The sequence below is a fragment of the Lichenicola sp. GTC18331 genome (assembly GCF_055386855.1).
Map to the genome: position 1 here is coordinate 36156 of NZ_AP045015.1, position 16583 is coordinate 52738.

Genomic DNA, 16583 nt, shown 5'->3' on the forward strand with positions numbered 1-16583 from the left:
TTGAACCGATCCGCTCCGATACCGTCACGAAACCGTCGTCAGGTCACGTTTGTTTTTCGTTTGTTCCGCTAACACACGCCGGTCGGGACGCAGACCCGCAGTGCCGTCATCCGACGATGGGTGGCCGGCGTCTCGGTCGCTGCAGCGATTCCTGAACCGCCGTCGCCACCAGCGTTCCGTCCTGCGCATAGATCAGGGCGCGCGACAGGCCCGTGCCGTTGAAGGCGGACGGGCTGTCATAGGCGAACAACAACCATTCTCCGGGCGGGCAGGGCCGGTGGAACCACATCGCGTGATCCAGGCTGGCGATCATCATGTCGGGATTGGGTAGTGCCACCTGATGCTGCACCACGGCGGCGGCGCTGATCCAGTGATCGCTCATCCAGGACAGGATCTGCTGTTTCACCGCCGGATCGTCGACCGTCGCGGCGTTCGGCATCCTGAACCAGAGCAGAAGCGTGCTGTCGTGACGTCGGGTCAGCAGATGGTCCGGATCGACCGGACGCACGTCGAGGGTGAAGCGCAGACGGTCCAGCAGGGCGCGAAGCGGGCCGGTCTCCATCTCGCCGGCGATCTGTTCCAGGCTGGTCAGATGCTCCGGCGCCGGCACGTCGGGGACGTCGAACTGATGGTCCCAGCCGGGTTCGTCGGCGTGAAACGAGCACTCCATATGGAAGATGGTTTCGGCGCCCTGCGTGCCGGTGACCCGGCGTGTCGTGAAGGAGCGCCCCTCGCGCGTCCGCTCGACCCGGTAGCGTACCGGCTCGTCGCAGCGGCCAGGGCGGAGAAAATAGCCGTGCATCGAATGCAGGGAGCGGTCTTCCACCGTGGCACTGGCGGCGGCCAGGGACTGGCCCAGCACCTGACCGCCGAACACGGCACCGTTGGCATTCACCTGATTGTGCCGCGCGACGAAGCAGTCGCTGCCGTCCGGTTCCACGCGCAGCAACTCGGTGACGTCGCGCTGGTCCCATTGCGTGACCGGCTGATAGCTCGAACTCATGGCGCTCCCAGTGATCTTTATTCTGGTGATTCTTGTTCTGACCGGCAGTCTTCAGAGCAACGATGAACGCTAGCGCGCCTCGGGGCCTGCTTCCAGCAAGGCCAGATCCTGCTGCGCCAGATCCGCCTCGTGCGTATCCGGCGAGGCGGCGATCACCCGGCTCCAGTCGTCCCGTGCGCCATCGAGATCGCCGATGCGTTCCCGCAACACGCCGCGTTCCAGCAGCGCCGCCGGATCGTCCGGCTGCAGCCGGCAGGCGGCGTCGATGTCGGCGCGGGCCCGGTCGAGGGCGCCTGTCTGACCGAACGCGGTGGCGCGGACGATCAACGCGTCCGTCCGGTTCGGATGTGCGGCCAGCACCGGCGAAAGGTCGCCGATGGCCGCATCCGGCTGGTGCGCGGACAGCGCCGCACGGGCGTGATCGACCGCGTGATCCGGCGACGGATCGAGCGTGACGGCGAGGCCGGCGGATTGCAGCGCCCGATCCGGTCTGGAGGCCAGGAGCCATGCGTGCGATGCGTCCGACGCCAGCAGGGCGCGGCGTGATGCGGCCAGGGTCGCATCGTGCGATGCCGTGTCGAGCCTGATGGCGCCGCCTTCGGGATCGCCCAGGGCGATCTCGGCCAGCGCACCGCAGCGCGTCGCGCCGTCGCCGCCGCCATGTCTGGCCCAGTCCTCGGCCTGCTCGCGCGCGCCGTCCGGATCGTCCGCGATCATCGACAGGCAGCGGTTTTCGATGTCGCCTTGCGTGGCGGCGGCCCGTTTGAGTGCAGCTTCGGTTCGCGCGGCGCGTTGGCTGGAGCGAGACGCAGGGGATGCCGTATGCGGGAGGTCCGTGGCCTCGGAGGGCGACGGAACCGCACCCGCCAGGATCGCACCGCAAAGGAGAACCGGGACGTGTTTCATGGCTTGTCCGGCACTGTGGCTCCCGGGAGGGTGGTCGGGTCAAGGGTCGATCGGCAAGGGATCGCCGCATCGTGGCGATTCTACATCTGGAGAAGCCCATCTTGAGGCGCCCCGGCCATCTGCTGATCCTGGGGCTCGGCTATTCCGCGACCGCGGTGGCGCAACACGCCGTCGCGGCCGGATACGCCGTGACCGCGACGACGCGCGATTCCGCAAAGCTGGTTCCGCGCGGGATTTCCGTCCTTCGGCCGGAACAGGCGGCGACGGTGCTCCCCTCGGCGACGCATTGGCTGGCCGGCGCGCCGCCCGGAGAAGGGGGCGATCCGTTCCTCAACCTGCTCGGCGAGGCGCCGGAGGCCTGCGCGCCCGACTGGATCGGCTATTTCTCCACCACCGGCGTCTATGGCGACCGGAACGGGGATTGGGTGGACGAGACGACCGCACCGGCGCCCGGCACAGCGCGCGGCCAACGCCGCGTCGTGGCCGAGTCAGCCTGGTCGGCTCTCGCCGCGCGGCTCGGCGCCCGCATGGATCTGTTGCGTCTGGCCGGCATCTATGGGCCTGGGCGCAGCGTGTTCGACGCTCTGCGCAACGGGACGAGCCGGCGGATCGTGGCGCCCGGGCACGAGTTCGGACGGATCCATCGTGACGACATCGCCGGCGCCACGCTGGCGGCGATGCGGGAGGGACCGGGCCATCGGATCTGCAATCTCGTGGACGACGTGCCGGCGGAGAGCGCAGACGTGATCGCCTACGCAGCGTCGCTGCTCGGCGTCGCCGCGCCGCCCGAAGTGCCGCTGGAGGACGCGTTGGAGACGATGAGCCCGATGGGACGGAGTTTCTGGTCCGAGCATCGCAAGGTCTCCGGCCGGGCGACCCAGGCCGCGCTCAAACGACAATGGCGCTATCCGAGCTACAAGGAAGGACTTGCGGCGACTCTCCTGGAAGAGAAATTGCTCACTCGGTCGTGACCGTGACGACCGGCGAAAATGCTGGACGGGATAGGTCGCACAGAATCCTGTTAACGTTTTATTTGCGATCCAGCTTCTAGGTTCGCTCCGAACACAGGACACGGCATGCCTTTCATGCCGAACCGAAAGTCGGAGACGCACGCAATGACCAGCGGTCCCAACCAGGATATCTTGTCCGGCCTGGCCGCCCAGACAAGTACGAGCGGGACGGTGGTGACGCCGTTCGCCCAGGCCGCGATCTCCGGCACGAACGGTGCCGATGATGTCGTGACCTGCTATGTTTTGAACGACAATCTGCCTGCCGGCGCGCTGGACGCCAGCGCGCTTCCGCCTGGAAGTTTCGTCGCGCCGAGCGGAACGCTGGTGATGATTTCCGGCAGCGTGGCGACCGTGCAGACGGCGTTGCGGGCGCTTCGGTTCGATGCGAACGCCCTCCCGGCGGGGCAGACGCTGACGGCGCATCTGACGGTCGTGATGTCCAACACGGCTGGCGGCGTGACCTCTGACCGGTCGATCTTCAGCAGCCTGGTCGACAATCAGGGAGTCGCCGTGGCGTTGAAGAACGTCGCGAACGGGTCGACCGTGTCGGACACCATCGCGACCGCCTTTCTGCCGACGTCGGTCGTCGTGTCGGCGGCGAATGACGGCGTGAGCGTGAACGTGTCGATGAGCGATCGAACGCTCGGGACGTTCGATACCGGCAGGTTGTCCGGCGTCACGGTGACGACCAATCAGGACGGATCGGTCACGCTGAACGGCAGCGCGTCCGCAGTCAGCACGGGCTTGCAAGCTCTGCGTTTCTCGCCCGCAGCCCGGTATCTCGGCACCACCAGCACGGAAACGTTCACCGTCTCCGCGCGCGACGTGGTCAACGGAACGACCACGAGCGGTACGGCGACATTGGCGATCGCCGGTACGCATTCCGCGGTGTCCGTCTCGCAGAACGCGTCGCCGATATTCCTGAGCGGCGGTTCCAATTCCGCACCGTTCGAATCGATCTCGGTTCAGAACCTGGCGCAGACCGTGGTCACGGCGACGCTGACGCTGACCGACCCGTCCAAGGGCAGGTTCGATATCTCGGCCTTGCCGATCGGATCGGCCGGCGGCGTGACGAGCCAGTTGAGTGCGGATGGAAGCACGGTGGTGCTGACGGGCCAGGCCGGCCTCGTGGAGTCCGATGTGCGGGCGCTGCATTTCGTCGCCACCAATCCCGGCAGTGGCTCGATGGACGCCGCGATCCAGGTGAACGTCACCACCGCCGCAAACGGGACGGCATCCTCGATCGAGCATCTGACCATCAATTCATCCGGATCCGCGCCGACGGTTTCCGGCAATACGACCGTCTCGCTGAGCGGAGCATCCGCGGCCCTTTACGCCGATCTGTCGCTCGTCGGACCGACCACGCCGGTCACCGCCAACGTCTCGCTGTCGGATCCGGGCATCGCCGGGTTCGATCAGCAGGGTTTCGCGGCTGCCGAGTCCGGCAACGGCGCGATCAGCTACTCGTTCTCGAGCGACGGCTCAGGCTTGCAGGTGAGCGGCAACGCCGTCGATGTGGCGTCGGCGCTCCGTCTGCTCAGGTTGAATACGGCGACCGTGAAGAGCGGAACCGTAGCGCAGGAAACAGCGACGCTGCGCGTTTCCGCCTATGCCGGCTCGGCAACGTTCGCGACCGGCATCGCCGTTACGGGCGCTCCGCTGATCGCCGACGCGGTGACGGGCATCGCGGCGACGGCGCGAGTGGCCGAAGGCAAGTCCTTCACGCCGTTTCCCCAGGCCGTTATCGCCGATCCGAACATCGGCGATACGGTCTATGCGACGGTGACCAGTTCCGTCGCCGGCCTGTTCGATACGACGTCTTTCGCTGCCGGCATGACGCAGTCCGGCGACGGTGCCAGCGTCACGATAAGCGGCTCGGCCACGTCCGCTCAGTCCGCGCTGGCTCAGCTGAGCATGCGCATGCCTGCCCAGTCGGCAGGATCCCAGGTTGCGCTGACGCTGGCACTCAGCAATCAGGGCGGCACGACGGTTCTGTCCGCTGTCCCGTTCACCCAGACGGTCACGCTGACCAGTGCGGGCTACGGCAGCGACACGTCTTCGGACATCACGGCCCGAGCGTTCTATGTCGGTGGCGACCCGAACCTGACGGCGCAGATCGATCTCAGTCATAACCAGAACACCGGGATTGTGGTGTTCGGCGGAGATTCGGCTCTGTCGCTGCGTGCGGCAAACACCGTGGTGGTTCTGAACGGGCCGCATCAGAACGGTGCGCTGACGCTGCAAAGCCTTGGCAATACCGCCGTATGGGTCGGGACGGGTGCGGTGGATTGCACCGCCGGTGGCCATACCCGCTTCATCATGGGTGACATGTACAACACGTCGTCCACGGTCACCCTCCATGGCGGCACCGGAGCCGACAGTGCCGAGTTCGACGTGTGGGGCGATGCGTCGGAGCTGCAGACGATCAAGACCGACGGTGTCGCGACATCGACGATCTTCGGCGGCGGCGCCAACATGCATTTCACCGGCGGCAACAGCACGGTCGTGCTGAACGGTGCGGAACAGACCGGTGCCGTGACGATCGACAGCACGGGCGGCAACACGGTCTGGACCGGCACCGCCGCGCTTGATCTGTTCGAAGGCGGCGGCAACGATACCGTGCTTCTGACCGGTGCTTCCGCTACCACGATCCACGGTGCGGGTTCGAGCAGTGGCGGCACGACGACCGTCATGTCGTTCGGCAATAGCGGCACGTTCACCTACGAGGGCGGTGCCAAGGCGGCCAATCTGTCCCTGTCCGGCGGCAACAACGTCGTGGAGGGCGGTGCGGCGCAGCAGACGATCGCGATGTCCGGCGGCGGCACGTTGACCGTGTCCGACAGCGGTTCCGCAACCGGTGCCCAGTCGATCACCATGGGCCAGAACGCCTCCGCGTCGCTGCGCTTCCTCGGGGGCAGCAATCCCGCCACGCTGGTTCTCGGGGAAGGCGCTGCGGAGATCCATGCCGGCAGCAACACCACCATCACCGGTGGTAGCGGAACCGCGACGGTGGATCTGTCCGCGGCGGTGCAATCGGTTCTGTCGTTCAACGGGCGGATCAGCGGCGATCTGGACGTGACAGGCTACGATCCGTCGCGCGCGACGGTTCAGCTGTCCAACGTCATCGGCAGCGCGATCCAAGGCGGCAGCCTTGTGGTCGGGTTCGCCGACGGCGCCCACGCCACGTTCCACAACTATACCGATGGCAACCATTCCGGGATCAGCTTCACCTGATCCCGCCGGGGCGGAGCGAAGGGCGACCTATCCCTCCGCCCTCGTCAGAAGCGACGCCACCGTGTCGCGCAGCAGGGCGATGTCCTGCGGGCGCGACAAACGGTGATCGCCGTCCTTTACGAGAATCGTCCGGCAATCGGCCCCGGTGATCTTGTCTGCGATATCGAGCGCCGTGTGCCAGGGCACCACGTCGTCCCGTTGTCCGTGCAGCAGCCTGACAGGGCAATCGATGGAGATCGGTTCGTCCATGATGCAACAGGTTTCCCCTTCGGCCAGCGCGCGCGACGTCAGCGGCAACGGATCCGGAATGGCGGGAAGAAAGATCGTTTCGCCGCCGGACAAGGCTTCCGACTGCTCGGCGGACAGCGATGCCGCCACCTGGCGGGTGAAATCCGGCGCTGCGGCGATGCCGACGAATCCCCGCACGCGTTCGGCGAGCGCGTTCGCGACCAGAAGGCCGATCCATCCTCCCATGGAGGAGCCGACCAGCAGAACGGGTCCGGGTGCCATGGCGTCGATGATGGCGATGGCATCGTCCCGCCATCGGGCGATGCTGCCGTCTTCGAAACGACCGCCGCTTTGGCCGTGGCCGGAATAGTCGAGACGGAGCGTGGCGAGACCGCGTTCGGCGCCGTAGGCGGCCAGGGCGGTCGCCTTGTCGCCCGTCATGTCGCTGCGCAGGCCCGGCAGGAACACCAGCGTGGGCCCGTTTCCCGGTCTGTGCAGGGCGGCGAGATCGTTGCCGTCACGCGTGACGGTGTGCAGGGTTTCTTGGCTCATGGCGGGAGGGTAGGCGGATCTCACCCGGCCGGACAGTTGCCGTCGGCTCCTCTGTCGCCGCCGGAAAAACGGCGTGCTAGAGCCGAACTCTATGCCGCTCCGATCCGCCTTGCCGATTCAGCACCAGAAACCCGTGATCCTGCAGGTTCTGCCGTCTTTGCAGACCGGCGGCGTCGAGCGCGGCACCATCGAGATGGCACGTGCGATCGTCGACGCAGGTGGAACCGCGATCGTGGCCAGCGCCGGCGGACGGTTGGTGCCGCAGCTCGAACGGGCGGGTGCCATCCATATCAAACTTGGCCTCATGACCAAGGACCCTGTCGCTATCCTGCTGAACGCCGCCAAGCTGGCAACGCTGATCCGCCGGTACGGAGTCGATCTGGTGCATGCCCGCTCGCGCGCGCCGGCCTGGTCGGCGCGGTTCGCGGCGCGCAGGACCGGCGTGCCGTTCGTGACCACCTGGCACGGCGTGTATTCGGAGAATTTCCCCTTCAAGCGCCGCTACAATGCGGTGATGGCGGCGGGTGACCGCGTCATCGCCATCAGCCAGTTCGTCGCCGACCGGATCGCCGGCCAGTATCGCGTCGGTTCCGACCGCCTGCGCGTGATCCCGCGCGGCGCCGATACCGCCTCCTTCGATCCCGCCACCGTACGCGGCGACCGTATCCATGCGCTCGCCAAGAGCTGGGAGCTGCCGGACGGGGCCCGTGTGATCATGCTGCCCGGGCGTCTCACCGCCTGGAAGGGGCAGGCGCTGCTCCTGCAGGCTCTGGCGAAACTGCGCGACATGCCGGATTGGGTCTGCGTCATGGTCGGGCCGTCCGGCACCGGCCGCGACAAATTCGGCGCCAGCCTCGTGCAGGAGGCGGCGCGTCTCGGGCTGACCTCTCGCCTGCGCTTCGCCGGCAGTTGCAGCGACATGCCGGCCGCCTTCGCGCTCGCCGATCTGGTGGTGATCCCGTCGCTCAAACCCGAACCGTTCGGACGCACCATCGTCGAGGCGCAGGCGATGGAACGGATCGTCCTCGCCGCCGCGCACGGCGCCGCCCTGGAAACGGTCGAGAACGGCGTGTCCGGCTTTCACGTGCCGCCCGGCGATTCCGGGGCGTTGGCCAACGCGATCGAGCACGCCCTCGGGCTGGACGAGACCGCCCGTTCCGCCATCGGCGCCGTCGCACGTCAGTCCGTGCTCGACCGCTTCACCGCTCGGCGCATGCAGGAGGCGACGCTGGCCGTGTATGCCGAGCTTCTGGGCGGCGGCGCTTGACCGCCGAGGCGGACAAGACGCCGGACCGGAGCGGGCGACGAATCCTGGTCATCAAGCTCGGCGCCCTGGGCGACGTCGTTCTGGCCTCCGCACCGTTCGCCGCGATCCGCGCGCATCACGCGGGCGACCATATCACCCTGCTCACCACCGCCGCGTTTCGCGATCTCGCCGACGCGAGCCCCTGGTTCGACGCCATCTCTGTGGATGAGCGCCCTTCGTTCTGGAACCTCGCCGGCCTGAATCGTCTGCGGGCGCAGCTGCGCGGCTTCGATTTCGTCTACGATCTCCAGACCTCCGGCCGCTCGTCGCGTTATCATCGTCTCGCCGGTGCGCCCCCCTGGTCCGGCATCGCGCGCGGTGCGTCGCATCCCGATGCCGATCCGAACCGCAACAACCTCCATACCCGCATCCGTCAGGCCGGGCAGCTGCGTCAGGCCGGGATCGCCGCCGTTCCCGATGCCGATCTGTCCTGGCTGTCCGCCTTCGGCCCCGCGCCGGGCGGCCAGATGGCCCTGATCGTGCCGGGTGCGGCGCCGCATCGTCCGCGCAAACGCTGGCCGACGGAACGCTTCGGTACGGTGGCCGCCTTTCTGCACGCACGCGGTTTGCGCCCCGTGGTGGTGGGCAGTGCCGCCGACCGGGCTCTGGCCGATGTGGTCCGGGCGATCTGTCCGGAAGCAGTCGATCTGTGCGGCGCCACCAGCCTGCTTGAGCTCGGCGGCCTGTGCGGCCGGGCGGTTCTGGCGGTGGGCAACGATACCGGTCCGATGCACATGGCTGCCGCCATGGGCTGCGCCACGCTCACGCTGTTTTCCGCCGACAGCGATCCGGCGTTGACCGCTCCGGTCGGACCGGTGCCAGGCCGTTGCGCGGTTCTGCGTCGCGAAACCCTGGCCGATCTGCCGGTCGCGGACGTGGTGGCGGCACTCGATCCTCTGCTGGGGTTCTTGCCGTCGCCGGACCGCTTCGCCGCATCCGGCCCGAAGGCCGCGACGGCCTGAGCCATCGGCTGGGCGTTGCCGTGCCCTGACGGGACCGAGGCTTGCGGCTGCGTCGCCCTGCCTCCATAGGAACACACTTTCCCGAATCTCGGAGCGTCCTCCATGCCTGCCATCACCCTGCCCGACGGAACCGTTCGCCGCTTCGACGGCCCGGTGACCGGCACGGCGGTGGCCGCGTCCATCGGACCGGGTCTCGCCAAGGCCGCTCTCGCCATGGAACTGGACGGCGTTCTCGCCGATCTGTCGCGCGAGATCCGCGACGATGCCGCCCTGCGTTTCATCACCCGCAAGGACGATGCGGCGCTCGGCATGATCCGCCACGACATCGCGCATGTTCTCGCCGAGGCGGTGCAGGGGCTTTATCCCGGTACGCAGGTGACGATCGGGCCGGCGATCGAGAACGGTTTCTATTACGATTTCAGCCGCAACGAGCCGTTCACCCCGGACGATTTCGCCGCGATCGAGGCGCGCATGCGCGAGATCGTCGCCGCCAACGCGCCGTTCCAGCGTGAGGAATGGCCGCGCGAGGAGGCGATCGCCTTCTTCGAGAACAAGGGCGAGCGCTTCAAGGCAGAGCTGATCCGCGATCTGCCGGAAAGCGAGACCATCTCGATCTATCGCCAGGGCGACTGGCTCGATCTGTGCCGCGGTCCGCATATGCGCGGCACCGGCGATGCCGGGACGGCGTTCAAGCTCATGAAGGTGGCCGGTGCCTATTGGCGCGGCGATCATCGCAACCCGATGCTGACCCGCATCTACGGCACCGCCTGGCGCGACCAGAAGGAGCTGGACGCGCATCTGCTGCAGCTCGAGGAAGCCGAGAAGCGCGACCATCGCCGCATCGGCCGCGAGATGGACCTGTTTCATATCCAGGAAGAAGCCACCGGCTCGATCTTCTGGCATCCGAAAGGCTGGCGTCTCTACACGGTGCTTCAGGACTACATGCGCCGCATGCAGACCCGCGCGGACTACCAGGAAGTGCGTACGCCGCAGCTCGTGGACCGCGTGCTGTGGGAGCAAAGCGGGCACTGGGAGAATTATCGCGAGCACATGTTCATCGCCACGGTGGAGGACGAGGACAAGACCCTCGCCCTGAAGCCGATGAACTGCCCGTGCCATGTGCAGATCTTCCGCCACGGGCTGCGCTCCTATCGCGAACTGCCGCTGCGCATGGCCGAGTTCGGCGCCTGCCATCGCTATGAACCGTCCGGTGCGCTGCACGGCATCATGCGCGTGCGCAGCTTCACCCAGGACGACGCGCATATCTTCTGCACCGAGGAGCAGGTGGCGCCGGAAACGGCCCGCTTCGTGGCGATGCTGGCGGAGGTGTATCGCGATCTCGGCTTCGAAAGCTTCCGCGTGAAGTTCGCCGATCGCCCCGAGAACCGCGCCGGCGACGATGCGAGCTGGGATCGCGCCGAAGCGGCGCTCAAGGAAGCCTGCGTGCTGGCCGGCGTCGAGTACGAACACAATCCGGGCGAGGGCGCCTTCTACGGTCCCAAGCTCGAATTCGTTCTGCGCGACGCGATCGGCCGCGATTGGCAGTGCGGCACCTTGCAGGTCGATTACGTTCTGCCGGACCGTCTCGACGCGTCCTTCATCGGCGAGGATAGCGGCCGTCACCGGCCGGTGATGTTGCACCGGGCGATCCTGGGCTCGTTCGAGCGCTTCCTGGGCATCCTGATCGAGCAGTTCGCCGGCCGCTTCCCGCTCTGGCTGGCGCCGGTGCAGGTGGTGGTGGCGTCCATCGTCAGCGATGCCGAGCCCTACGCCGTCGAGGTGGCAGATGCCCTCAAGCGTGCCGGTCTGGTGGCGCAGGCGGATGTCGCGAACGAAAAGATCAACGCCAAGATCCGCACCCATTCGCTCGCGCGCGTCCCGGTGATCCTGGTGGTGGGCCGCAAGGAGGCCGAGGCCCGCACCGTGGCGATGCGCCGTCTGGGCAGCACCGACCAGACGATCCTCTCGCTCGACGAGGCGGTTTCGGCTCTTGCAGCCGAGGCCCTGCCGCCCGATCTGAAGCGCGAGACCGCGTGACAGCGTTGCGTCCAGCCTTCACCACTTGACAATCTTCGCGTGCTAGTGTCCCCCGACGCACGACGATAACAGGAGCAGTCCAATAGCCAGACCCCCGATGCCCGCGCCGCCGACTCGCGAGGGCCCCCGCGTCAACGAAGAGATCCGCGTCCCCACCGTTCGTTTGATCGATGAGGAGGGCGAGATGCAGGGCGTGATGACCACACGCGATGCGCTCCAGCGCGCCTTCTCCGTGGGCCTCGACCTTCTGGAAATCAGCCCGAACGCCGAACCGCCGGTCGTGAAGATCCTCGACTACGGCAAGTTCAAGTACGAGCAGCAGAAGAAGAAGAACGAGGCGCGCAAGAAGCAAAAAGTCATCGAGATCAAGGAAGTCAAGGTTCGTCCGAACATCGACGAGAACGACTACCAGGTTAAGATGCGCGCGATGAAGTCGTTCATCGAGGAAGGCGACAAGGTCAAGGTGACCCTGCGTTTCCGTGGTCGCGAAATGGCGCACCAGGATCTCGGCGTGAAGGTGCTCGAGCGCATTCGCGGCGATCTCGACGAGCGTGCCAAGGTCGAGCAGATGCCGCGCATGGAAAACCGTCAGATGATCATGGTGCTGTCGCCGCGCTGAGCGGTCTTCTTCGCCGATCTTCGCATTCGCCGCCCTGTCCGTCGCCATGACGGGCAGGGCGGTTTGCGTTCCGGAGTGCCTTGTCGATACGGCGCGTTTCGTGCACTCGTTGCGCCATGAGATCGTATAATCTGCGTTTCCTGCTTTTGTGCGGCGCGATGTTCGCGACGGGGCCGTGTCTCGCGGCGCGGGCGGACACGCCGCTCGAGGCGCTGGCGCAGGCGCATTACCAGGCCGAGTGGGCGTTCAACCCTGTGACGGCGACCCAGACCGGGGTTCATTCCGGCGACGGGCGCCTGAACGATGTGTCGCTGGCCGGTTTCGCCGCGCGCGATGCCCGGCTGCATCGCGAGCGGGCTTCGCTGCGGGCGCTTCTGGCCGGCAAGACCTTGTCGCCGCGCGAGCGCGACGAGGCCGAAACGCTGGACGGAGAGATCGCCCGCATCCTGATCACCGACGAGCGCATCCAGCCGCAGCGCCACGACCCCGATTTCTATGTGTCCTCGCTCACCAGCGCCCTGTATTCGCTGATCGAGCGCGATTTCGCGCCTCTGGACCGGCGCATGGATGCGGCGATCGCCCGTGAGCGCGCCATGCCGGCGATGCTGGATCAGGCACGCACTCAGCTCACCACGGTTCCGGCGGAGTTCCGCGACATCGCCCGAGAGGATCTCGCCGGCTCGTTCTCGTTCGTCACGCATGACGTGCATGCCGCCTTCCGCGGGGTGGACGACCCGAAGCGGCAGCAGGCCCTGGCCGAGGCCAGCCGCAACGTGGTCGCCGCCCTGCACCGGTTCCAGGACGATCTGGACGCCGTGAAACCGTCCGGCAGCTTCGTGCTGGGCCGCGACACCATGCAGGCGATGCTGTCGGCCGATTTGGTCGATCTGCCGATCGAGACCGTGGTCGCCGCGGGACGGGCGCAGCTCGCGCGCGACCACGCCGATTTCCTCGCGGCCGAGAAGCAGGTGGACCCGACGGCGCCGGATCAGGCTTTGTCCGTGGTGCGTGCCGATCATCCCGCCGCCGACCGGCTGATCGCGACAGCGCAATCGCAGCTCGACGGCCTGCAGCAATTCGTGATGGCGCATGCGCTGGTCACGCTGCCCTCGCATACCCTGCCGCGGGTGATCGAGACGCCGCCTTTCGGCCGTTCGTTGATCACCGCGGCGATGGACTGGCCCGGCGCGCTGGAGCACAGCACGCGGCCGGGCGCGCAGACCGCGTTCTACAACGTCACGCCGCCGGACCCGTCCGCGCCAGCCGCCGAACAGCGCGAGGCGCTGGAGGATCTGAACCGGCCGCTGCTGCTGAACATTACCGTGCACGAGGCCATGCCGGGCCATTTCGTGCAGTCGCTCTATCTTCATCACAATCCGGGCTGGTCGCTGATCCGCAAGCTGGCCAGCTCCTACGCGACCACGGAAGGCTGGGCGCATTATTCCGAGCAGATGATGGTGGAGCAGGGGCTGCGCGACCACGATCCGAAGCTGCATCTGATGCAGCTCCAGGACGCGCTCCTGCGCGATTGCCGCCTGCTGGCCGCGTTCGGCATGCATGCGGAGGGGATGAGCCTCGCCGACGCCACCGCGATGATGCGGACGCAGTGCTTCCAGTCGGGTGCCGCCGCCGCCAAGGAAGCGCGTCGCGGCACCGAAGACCCGGAATACTACGCCTACACGCTGGGCAAGCTGATGATCCTGCATCTGCGCGACGATCAGCAGCGGGCGGAAGGGCCGACATTCTCTCTCCAGCGCTTCCACGACGCCTTGCTGGGCGCGGGGCTGATGCCGATGCGGATCATCCGGCGCGAGATGACCGGACAGGACGCACCGCTGCTCTGACCGAACCGGCTTCCCGCGCGGCGGGAAGGGCTGCTAGCGTTCGCCCGAGCCGTGTCAAACGGCCGTTTGGAGAGAACGCCATGACCCTTCCCGTTGTTCTGCGTGGGCGGTTGCGCCTGCCGATGATGGCGGCGCCCTTGTTCATCGTGTCCACGCCGGCGCTGGTGATCGCGCAATGCAAGGCGGGCGTGGTCGGCGCCATGCCGTCGCTTAACGCCCGCACCACCGAGGCGCTGGACGCGGCGCTCACCCAGATCACGACGGCGCTGGCTGAGCACGACGCGGCCCATCCCGGGCAGAGGGCGGCACCCTTCGCGATCAACCTGATCGTGCACCGCTCCAACACTCGGATCGAGCAGGATCTGGCGCTCTGCGTGCAGCATCGCGTGCCGATCGTCATCACGTCGCTGGGCGCCAGGCCCGAAGTGAACGAGGCCGTGCATTCCTATGGCGGCATCGTGTTCCACGACATCATCAACGACGCGTTCGCCCGCAAGGCGGTCGAGAAGGGCGCAGACGGGCTGGTGGCGGTGGCGGCCGGGGCGGGCGGCCATGCCGGCACCCTGTCGCCCTTCGCCCTGATCGGCGAGATCCGGCGCTGGTTCGACGGTCCGCTGGCGTTGTCCGGCGCCATCGCCACAGGCGACGCCGTGCTCGCCGCAGAGGCGATGGGCGCCGATCTGGCCTATGTCGGCTCGGCCTTCATCGCCACGGAGGAGGCCAACGCGGCGCCGGACTATAAACGCATGGTGGTCACCGACCATGCCGCGGACATCGTGTATTCCGATCTCTTCACCGGCGTGCCGGGCAACTACCTGAAGAACTCGATCCGCGCCGCCGGGCTCGATCCTGAGGCGCTGCCCTCTTCCGATCCGAGCAAGATGAATTTCGGTGACGGGCTGGTGAAGGCCTGGCGCGACGTCTGGGGCAGCGGGCAGGGGATCGGCGCGATCGACGCCGTGCTGCCGGCCGCCGAACTGGTCGCCCGTCTCGACCGCGAATACCGGGCGGCGAGGACGCGTCTGCTGGGCTGACCGAGATGCTGCATCTCGAAGCCGGGCAATGGTGGGGATGGAGCGAGCAGCCCTTCCGCATTCCGGGATGGGGCGCGTCGCCGATCTTTCTCTGCGACGTAAAGCCCCGCGGGAATGGGCTGAGCGAGCTTCATCTGCGCTTCATCGAGGTGCTGGTGCCGCGCTGTCCGGCCCATCGCACGCTCGTGCTGCGGATACAGTTGCACAGGTCGGAGCTGATCGTCGGTACCTATCGCGACCTGGATGGCAGTCTCCGGGTGGCGACGATCGCTTCATGCACGGCCGATTGGCTCTCCGCCTCCTGTCCGCGCCTGTTGGCGGCGCGGTCGCCGGCCTGGCCGATGTTCGGGCTGTCCGCCGTTTGGAGCGCCGCCGATTATCTGCGCGGTCTGTTCGGCGCGACCGAAAACGAGATCGGCGATTTCGCGCTGCGTGCCTATGCTGCAGCCGAACTCCCGCCGCCGCCCGTCAGCATGCGGACAGTCCCGTTCGACCGAACGCTGACCCCCTGGGAATCCCGTCTGGTGGCGATGGGATGCCGCCCTGCCTCCATGGATGACCGCTGGTGGGTCTATCTGGATGGGGACGCGCTGCTTTTGCGCAGAAGCTGGACGCGCTTCCTGATCCTGAGCGCCGAAACACGTTGGATCGACGACAGGCTGCGGATCGAAACGGTGGCGATCAGCCAGGACGTGTCGCAGTATATCGGTTTCAGCGACCAAGAAGGGCTGGAGCAGTTCCGCTCCGTTCTGCACCACAGTCTGCTGGGATGGTCTTCGCTCGACGGTCCCTGAGCGCGCCCTCTCAGGCAGAACGAGAAGCGTCGATCTCTGCGCGGAGCGTAGCCACGAGATCCGCGACCGGCAGGGCGCGGACGGCGCCGACGCCGGTACCGGCCCAGAGCGACATGTTCTCGGTGTCGCCGCGCGCGGTCGCGGTCTTCCGCAGCATCTGCGTCAACGCGTTGCGGATCGGATAGGGCGAGACCATCGCCGCCTCGAAATGCCGGATGAAGCCGTTGCGAAGCCCCCTCGCCCAGCGTCCTGAGAACGCTTCGGTCAGCACCGTTTCGCCGCCGGCCAGGAGAGCGTCGCGATAGGCGGCGGGCGTCGGCGCCTCGTCGCAGCACAGGAAGGCCGTGCCCATCTGCACGGCCGACGCGCCGAGGCGGCGCTTCGCCACCACCGCCGCGCCATTCATGATCGCGCCCGCGGCGATCAGCGGCATGCGGGCGATCGGTGCCAGCTCCGCCAGCAGCGCGTCGAGCCCGTCGCGCCGATCGGGGTGCAGGAAGCTGCCGCGATGACCGCCGGCCTCGACGCCCTGCACGCAGACCGCATCCGCACCGCGCTCCTGCCACGCTTCCAGCTCTGCCCGGCCGGTGGCGGTGCCGACCACGAACACGCCGCGCGCATGAAGAGCGGCGAGATCGGCGCGGTCCAGGATGCCGAAGGTGAAGCTGGCGACGGGCGGTGCTGCCTCCAGAACGGCGTCGAACTGGTCGCGGAAACACGGGGCGAACCGCTCCGGCACGGCGAAGGGCAGGTCATGGGCGCGGCAATAGGCGACCAGCGCGTCCTGCTCGGCCTCGGGCACGGCGGCGCCGTCGCGCGAGTCGATCACGAACAGGTTGATGTTGAATGGTCGATCGGTCGCAGCGCGGATCGCCGCGATCTCGCCCCGGATCGTCTCCGGTTGCAGACCGCCGGCGCCGAGCGAGCCGAGCACGCCGGCCCGGCAGCAGGCGGCGACGAAAGCGGCGTTTGTCAGACCGGCCATCGGCGCCTGGATCAGGCCGTCGCCGAACAGTGCTGCCGGCAGGGACCGGGCGCGCGGCATCCTCGCTGC

13 protein-coding genes are annotated in these 16583 nt (G+C 67.4%); 9 read left to right on the forward strand and 4 right to left on the reverse strand.

The window, feature by feature from the left end:
- Window positions 1–106: 106 nt before the first annotated feature.
- Entirely contained in the window at window positions 107–1003 is an 897-nt protein-coding gene (locus tag ACZ5BM_RS00160) for an acyl-CoA thioesterase (RefSeq protein WP_498909292.1), read from the reverse strand.
- A gap of 69 nt (window positions 1004–1072) precedes the next feature.
- Complete coding sequence (locus tag ACZ5BM_RS00165) at window positions 1073–1909, reverse strand: tetratricopeptide repeat protein (RefSeq protein ID WP_498909293.1); 837 nt, start codon at window positions 1907–1909, stop codon at window positions 1073–1075.
- Between the two features lie 101 nt (window positions 1910–2010).
- Between ACZ5BM_RS00165 and ACZ5BM_RS00170 the strand changes: the two genes are divergently transcribed.
- Window positions 2011–2880, forward strand: coding sequence for an SDR family oxidoreductase (locus tag ACZ5BM_RS00170; protein ID WP_498909294.1), 870 nt, complete (start codon window positions 2011–2013; stop codon window positions 2878–2880).
- Between the two features lie 144 nt (window positions 2881–3024).
- The gene (locus ACZ5BM_RS00175; protein ID WP_498909295.1) at window positions 3025–6153 is read left to right on the forward strand and encodes a beta strand repeat-containing protein; all 3129 of its coding nucleotides are present in this window, start codon (window positions 3025–3027) and stop codon (window positions 6151–6153) included.
- Window positions 6154–6180: 27 nt separating this feature from the next.
- Here ACZ5BM_RS00175 and ACZ5BM_RS00180 read toward each other — a convergent pair whose 3' ends face one another.
- Window positions 6181–6933, reverse strand: a complete 753-nt coding sequence (locus ACZ5BM_RS00180; RefSeq protein ID WP_498909296.1) for an alpha/beta fold hydrolase — start codon at window positions 6931–6933, stop codon at window positions 6181–6183.
- A 109-nt stretch (window positions 6934–7042) separates the two neighbouring features.
- Here ACZ5BM_RS00180 and ACZ5BM_RS00185 point away from each other — a divergent pair, with 109 nt between their 5' ends.
- From ACZ5BM_RS00185 to ACZ5BM_RS00215, 7 genes are all read left to right on the forward strand, one after another.
- Entirely contained in the window at window positions 7043–8200 is a 1158-nt protein-coding gene (locus ACZ5BM_RS00185) for a glycosyltransferase family 4 protein (RefSeq protein WP_498909297.1), read from the forward strand.
- A complete protein-coding gene (locus ACZ5BM_RS00190; protein ID WP_498909298.1) occupies window positions 8197–9201 on the forward strand; it encodes a glycosyltransferase family 9 protein in 1005 nt (334 codons plus the stop codon). Before ACZ5BM_RS00185 ends, ACZ5BM_RS00190 begins: the two co-directional genes overlap by 4 nt.
- A gap of 102 nt (window positions 9202–9303) precedes the next feature.
- On the forward strand, window positions 9304–11238 hold the full coding sequence (gene thrS / locus ACZ5BM_RS00195) for a threonine--tRNA ligase (RefSeq protein WP_498909299.1): 1935 nt from the start codon (window positions 9304–9306) through the stop codon (window positions 11236–11238).
- A gap of 97 nt (window positions 11239–11335) precedes the next feature.
- On the forward strand, window positions 11336–11857 hold the full coding sequence (infC, locus tag ACZ5BM_RS00200; RefSeq protein ID WP_422864453.1) for a translation initiation factor IF-3: 522 nt from the start codon (window positions 11336–11338) through the stop codon (window positions 11855–11857).
- Window positions 11858–11973: 116 nt separating this feature from the next.
- Complete coding sequence (locus tag ACZ5BM_RS00205; RefSeq protein WP_498909300.1) at window positions 11974–13701, forward strand: DUF885 domain-containing protein; 1728 nt, start codon at window positions 11974–11976, stop codon at window positions 13699–13701.
- A gap of 80 nt (window positions 13702–13781) precedes the next feature.
- Window positions 13782–14735, forward strand: coding sequence for an NAD(P)H-dependent flavin oxidoreductase (locus ACZ5BM_RS00210; RefSeq protein ID WP_498909301.1), 954 nt, complete (start codon window positions 13782–13784; stop codon window positions 14733–14735).
- Between the two features lie 5 nt (window positions 14736–14740).
- Entirely contained in the window at window positions 14741–15529 is a 789-nt protein-coding gene (locus ACZ5BM_RS00215; protein ID WP_498909302.1) for a hypothetical protein, read from the forward strand.
- A gap of 10 nt (window positions 15530–15539) precedes the next feature.
- Here the strand turns inward: ACZ5BM_RS00215 and ACZ5BM_RS00220 are convergent, their stop codons facing one another.
- Entirely contained in the window at window positions 15540–16574 is a 1035-nt protein-coding gene (locus ACZ5BM_RS00220; RefSeq protein ID WP_498909303.1) for an NAD(P)H-dependent flavin oxidoreductase, read from the reverse strand.
- Window positions 16575–16583: the final 9 nt, after the last annotated feature.

What these genes read in the sequence shown, in the direction of transcription:
- ACZ5BM_RS00165 (WP_498909293.1), bottom strand. Translation starts at nt 1,909, where the DNA reads ATGAAACACGTCCCGGTTCTCCTTTGCGGTGCGATCCTGGCGGGTGCG.
- thrS (WP_498909299.1), top strand. Translation starts at nt 9,304, where the DNA reads ATGCCTGCCATCACCCTGCCCGACGGAACCGTTCGCCGCTTCGACGGC.
- ACZ5BM_RS00180 (WP_498909296.1), bottom strand. Translation starts at nt 6,933, where the DNA reads ATGAGCCAAGAAACCCTGCACACCGTCACGCGTGACGGCAACGATCTC.
- ACZ5BM_RS00175 (WP_498909295.1), top strand. Translation starts at nt 3,025, where the DNA reads ATGACCAGCGGTCCCAACCAGGATATCTTGTCCGGCCTGGCCGCCCAG.
- ACZ5BM_RS00205 (WP_498909300.1), top strand. Translation starts at nt 11,974, where the DNA reads ATGAGATCGTATAATCTGCGTTTCCTGCTTTTGTGCGGCGCGATGTTC.
- ACZ5BM_RS00220 (WP_498909303.1), bottom strand. Translation starts at nt 16,574, where the DNA reads ATGCCGCGCGCCCGGTCCCTGCCGGCAGCACTGTTCGGCGACGGCCTG.
- ACZ5BM_RS00160 (WP_498909292.1), bottom strand. Translation starts at nt 1,003, where the DNA reads ATGAGTTCGAGCTATCAGCCGGTCACGCAATGGGACCAGCGCGACGTC.
- ACZ5BM_RS00215 (WP_498909302.1), top strand. Translation starts at nt 14,741, where the DNA reads ATGCTGCATCTCGAAGCCGGGCAATGGTGGGGATGGAGCGAGCAGCCC.
- infC (WP_422864453.1), top strand. Translation starts at nt 11,336, where the DNA reads ATGCCCGCGCCGCCGACTCGCGAGGGCCCCCGCGTCAACGAAGAGATC.
- ACZ5BM_RS00210 (WP_498909301.1), top strand. Translation starts at nt 13,782, where the DNA reads ATGACCCTTCCCGTTGTTCTGCGTGGGCGGTTGCGCCTGCCGATGATG.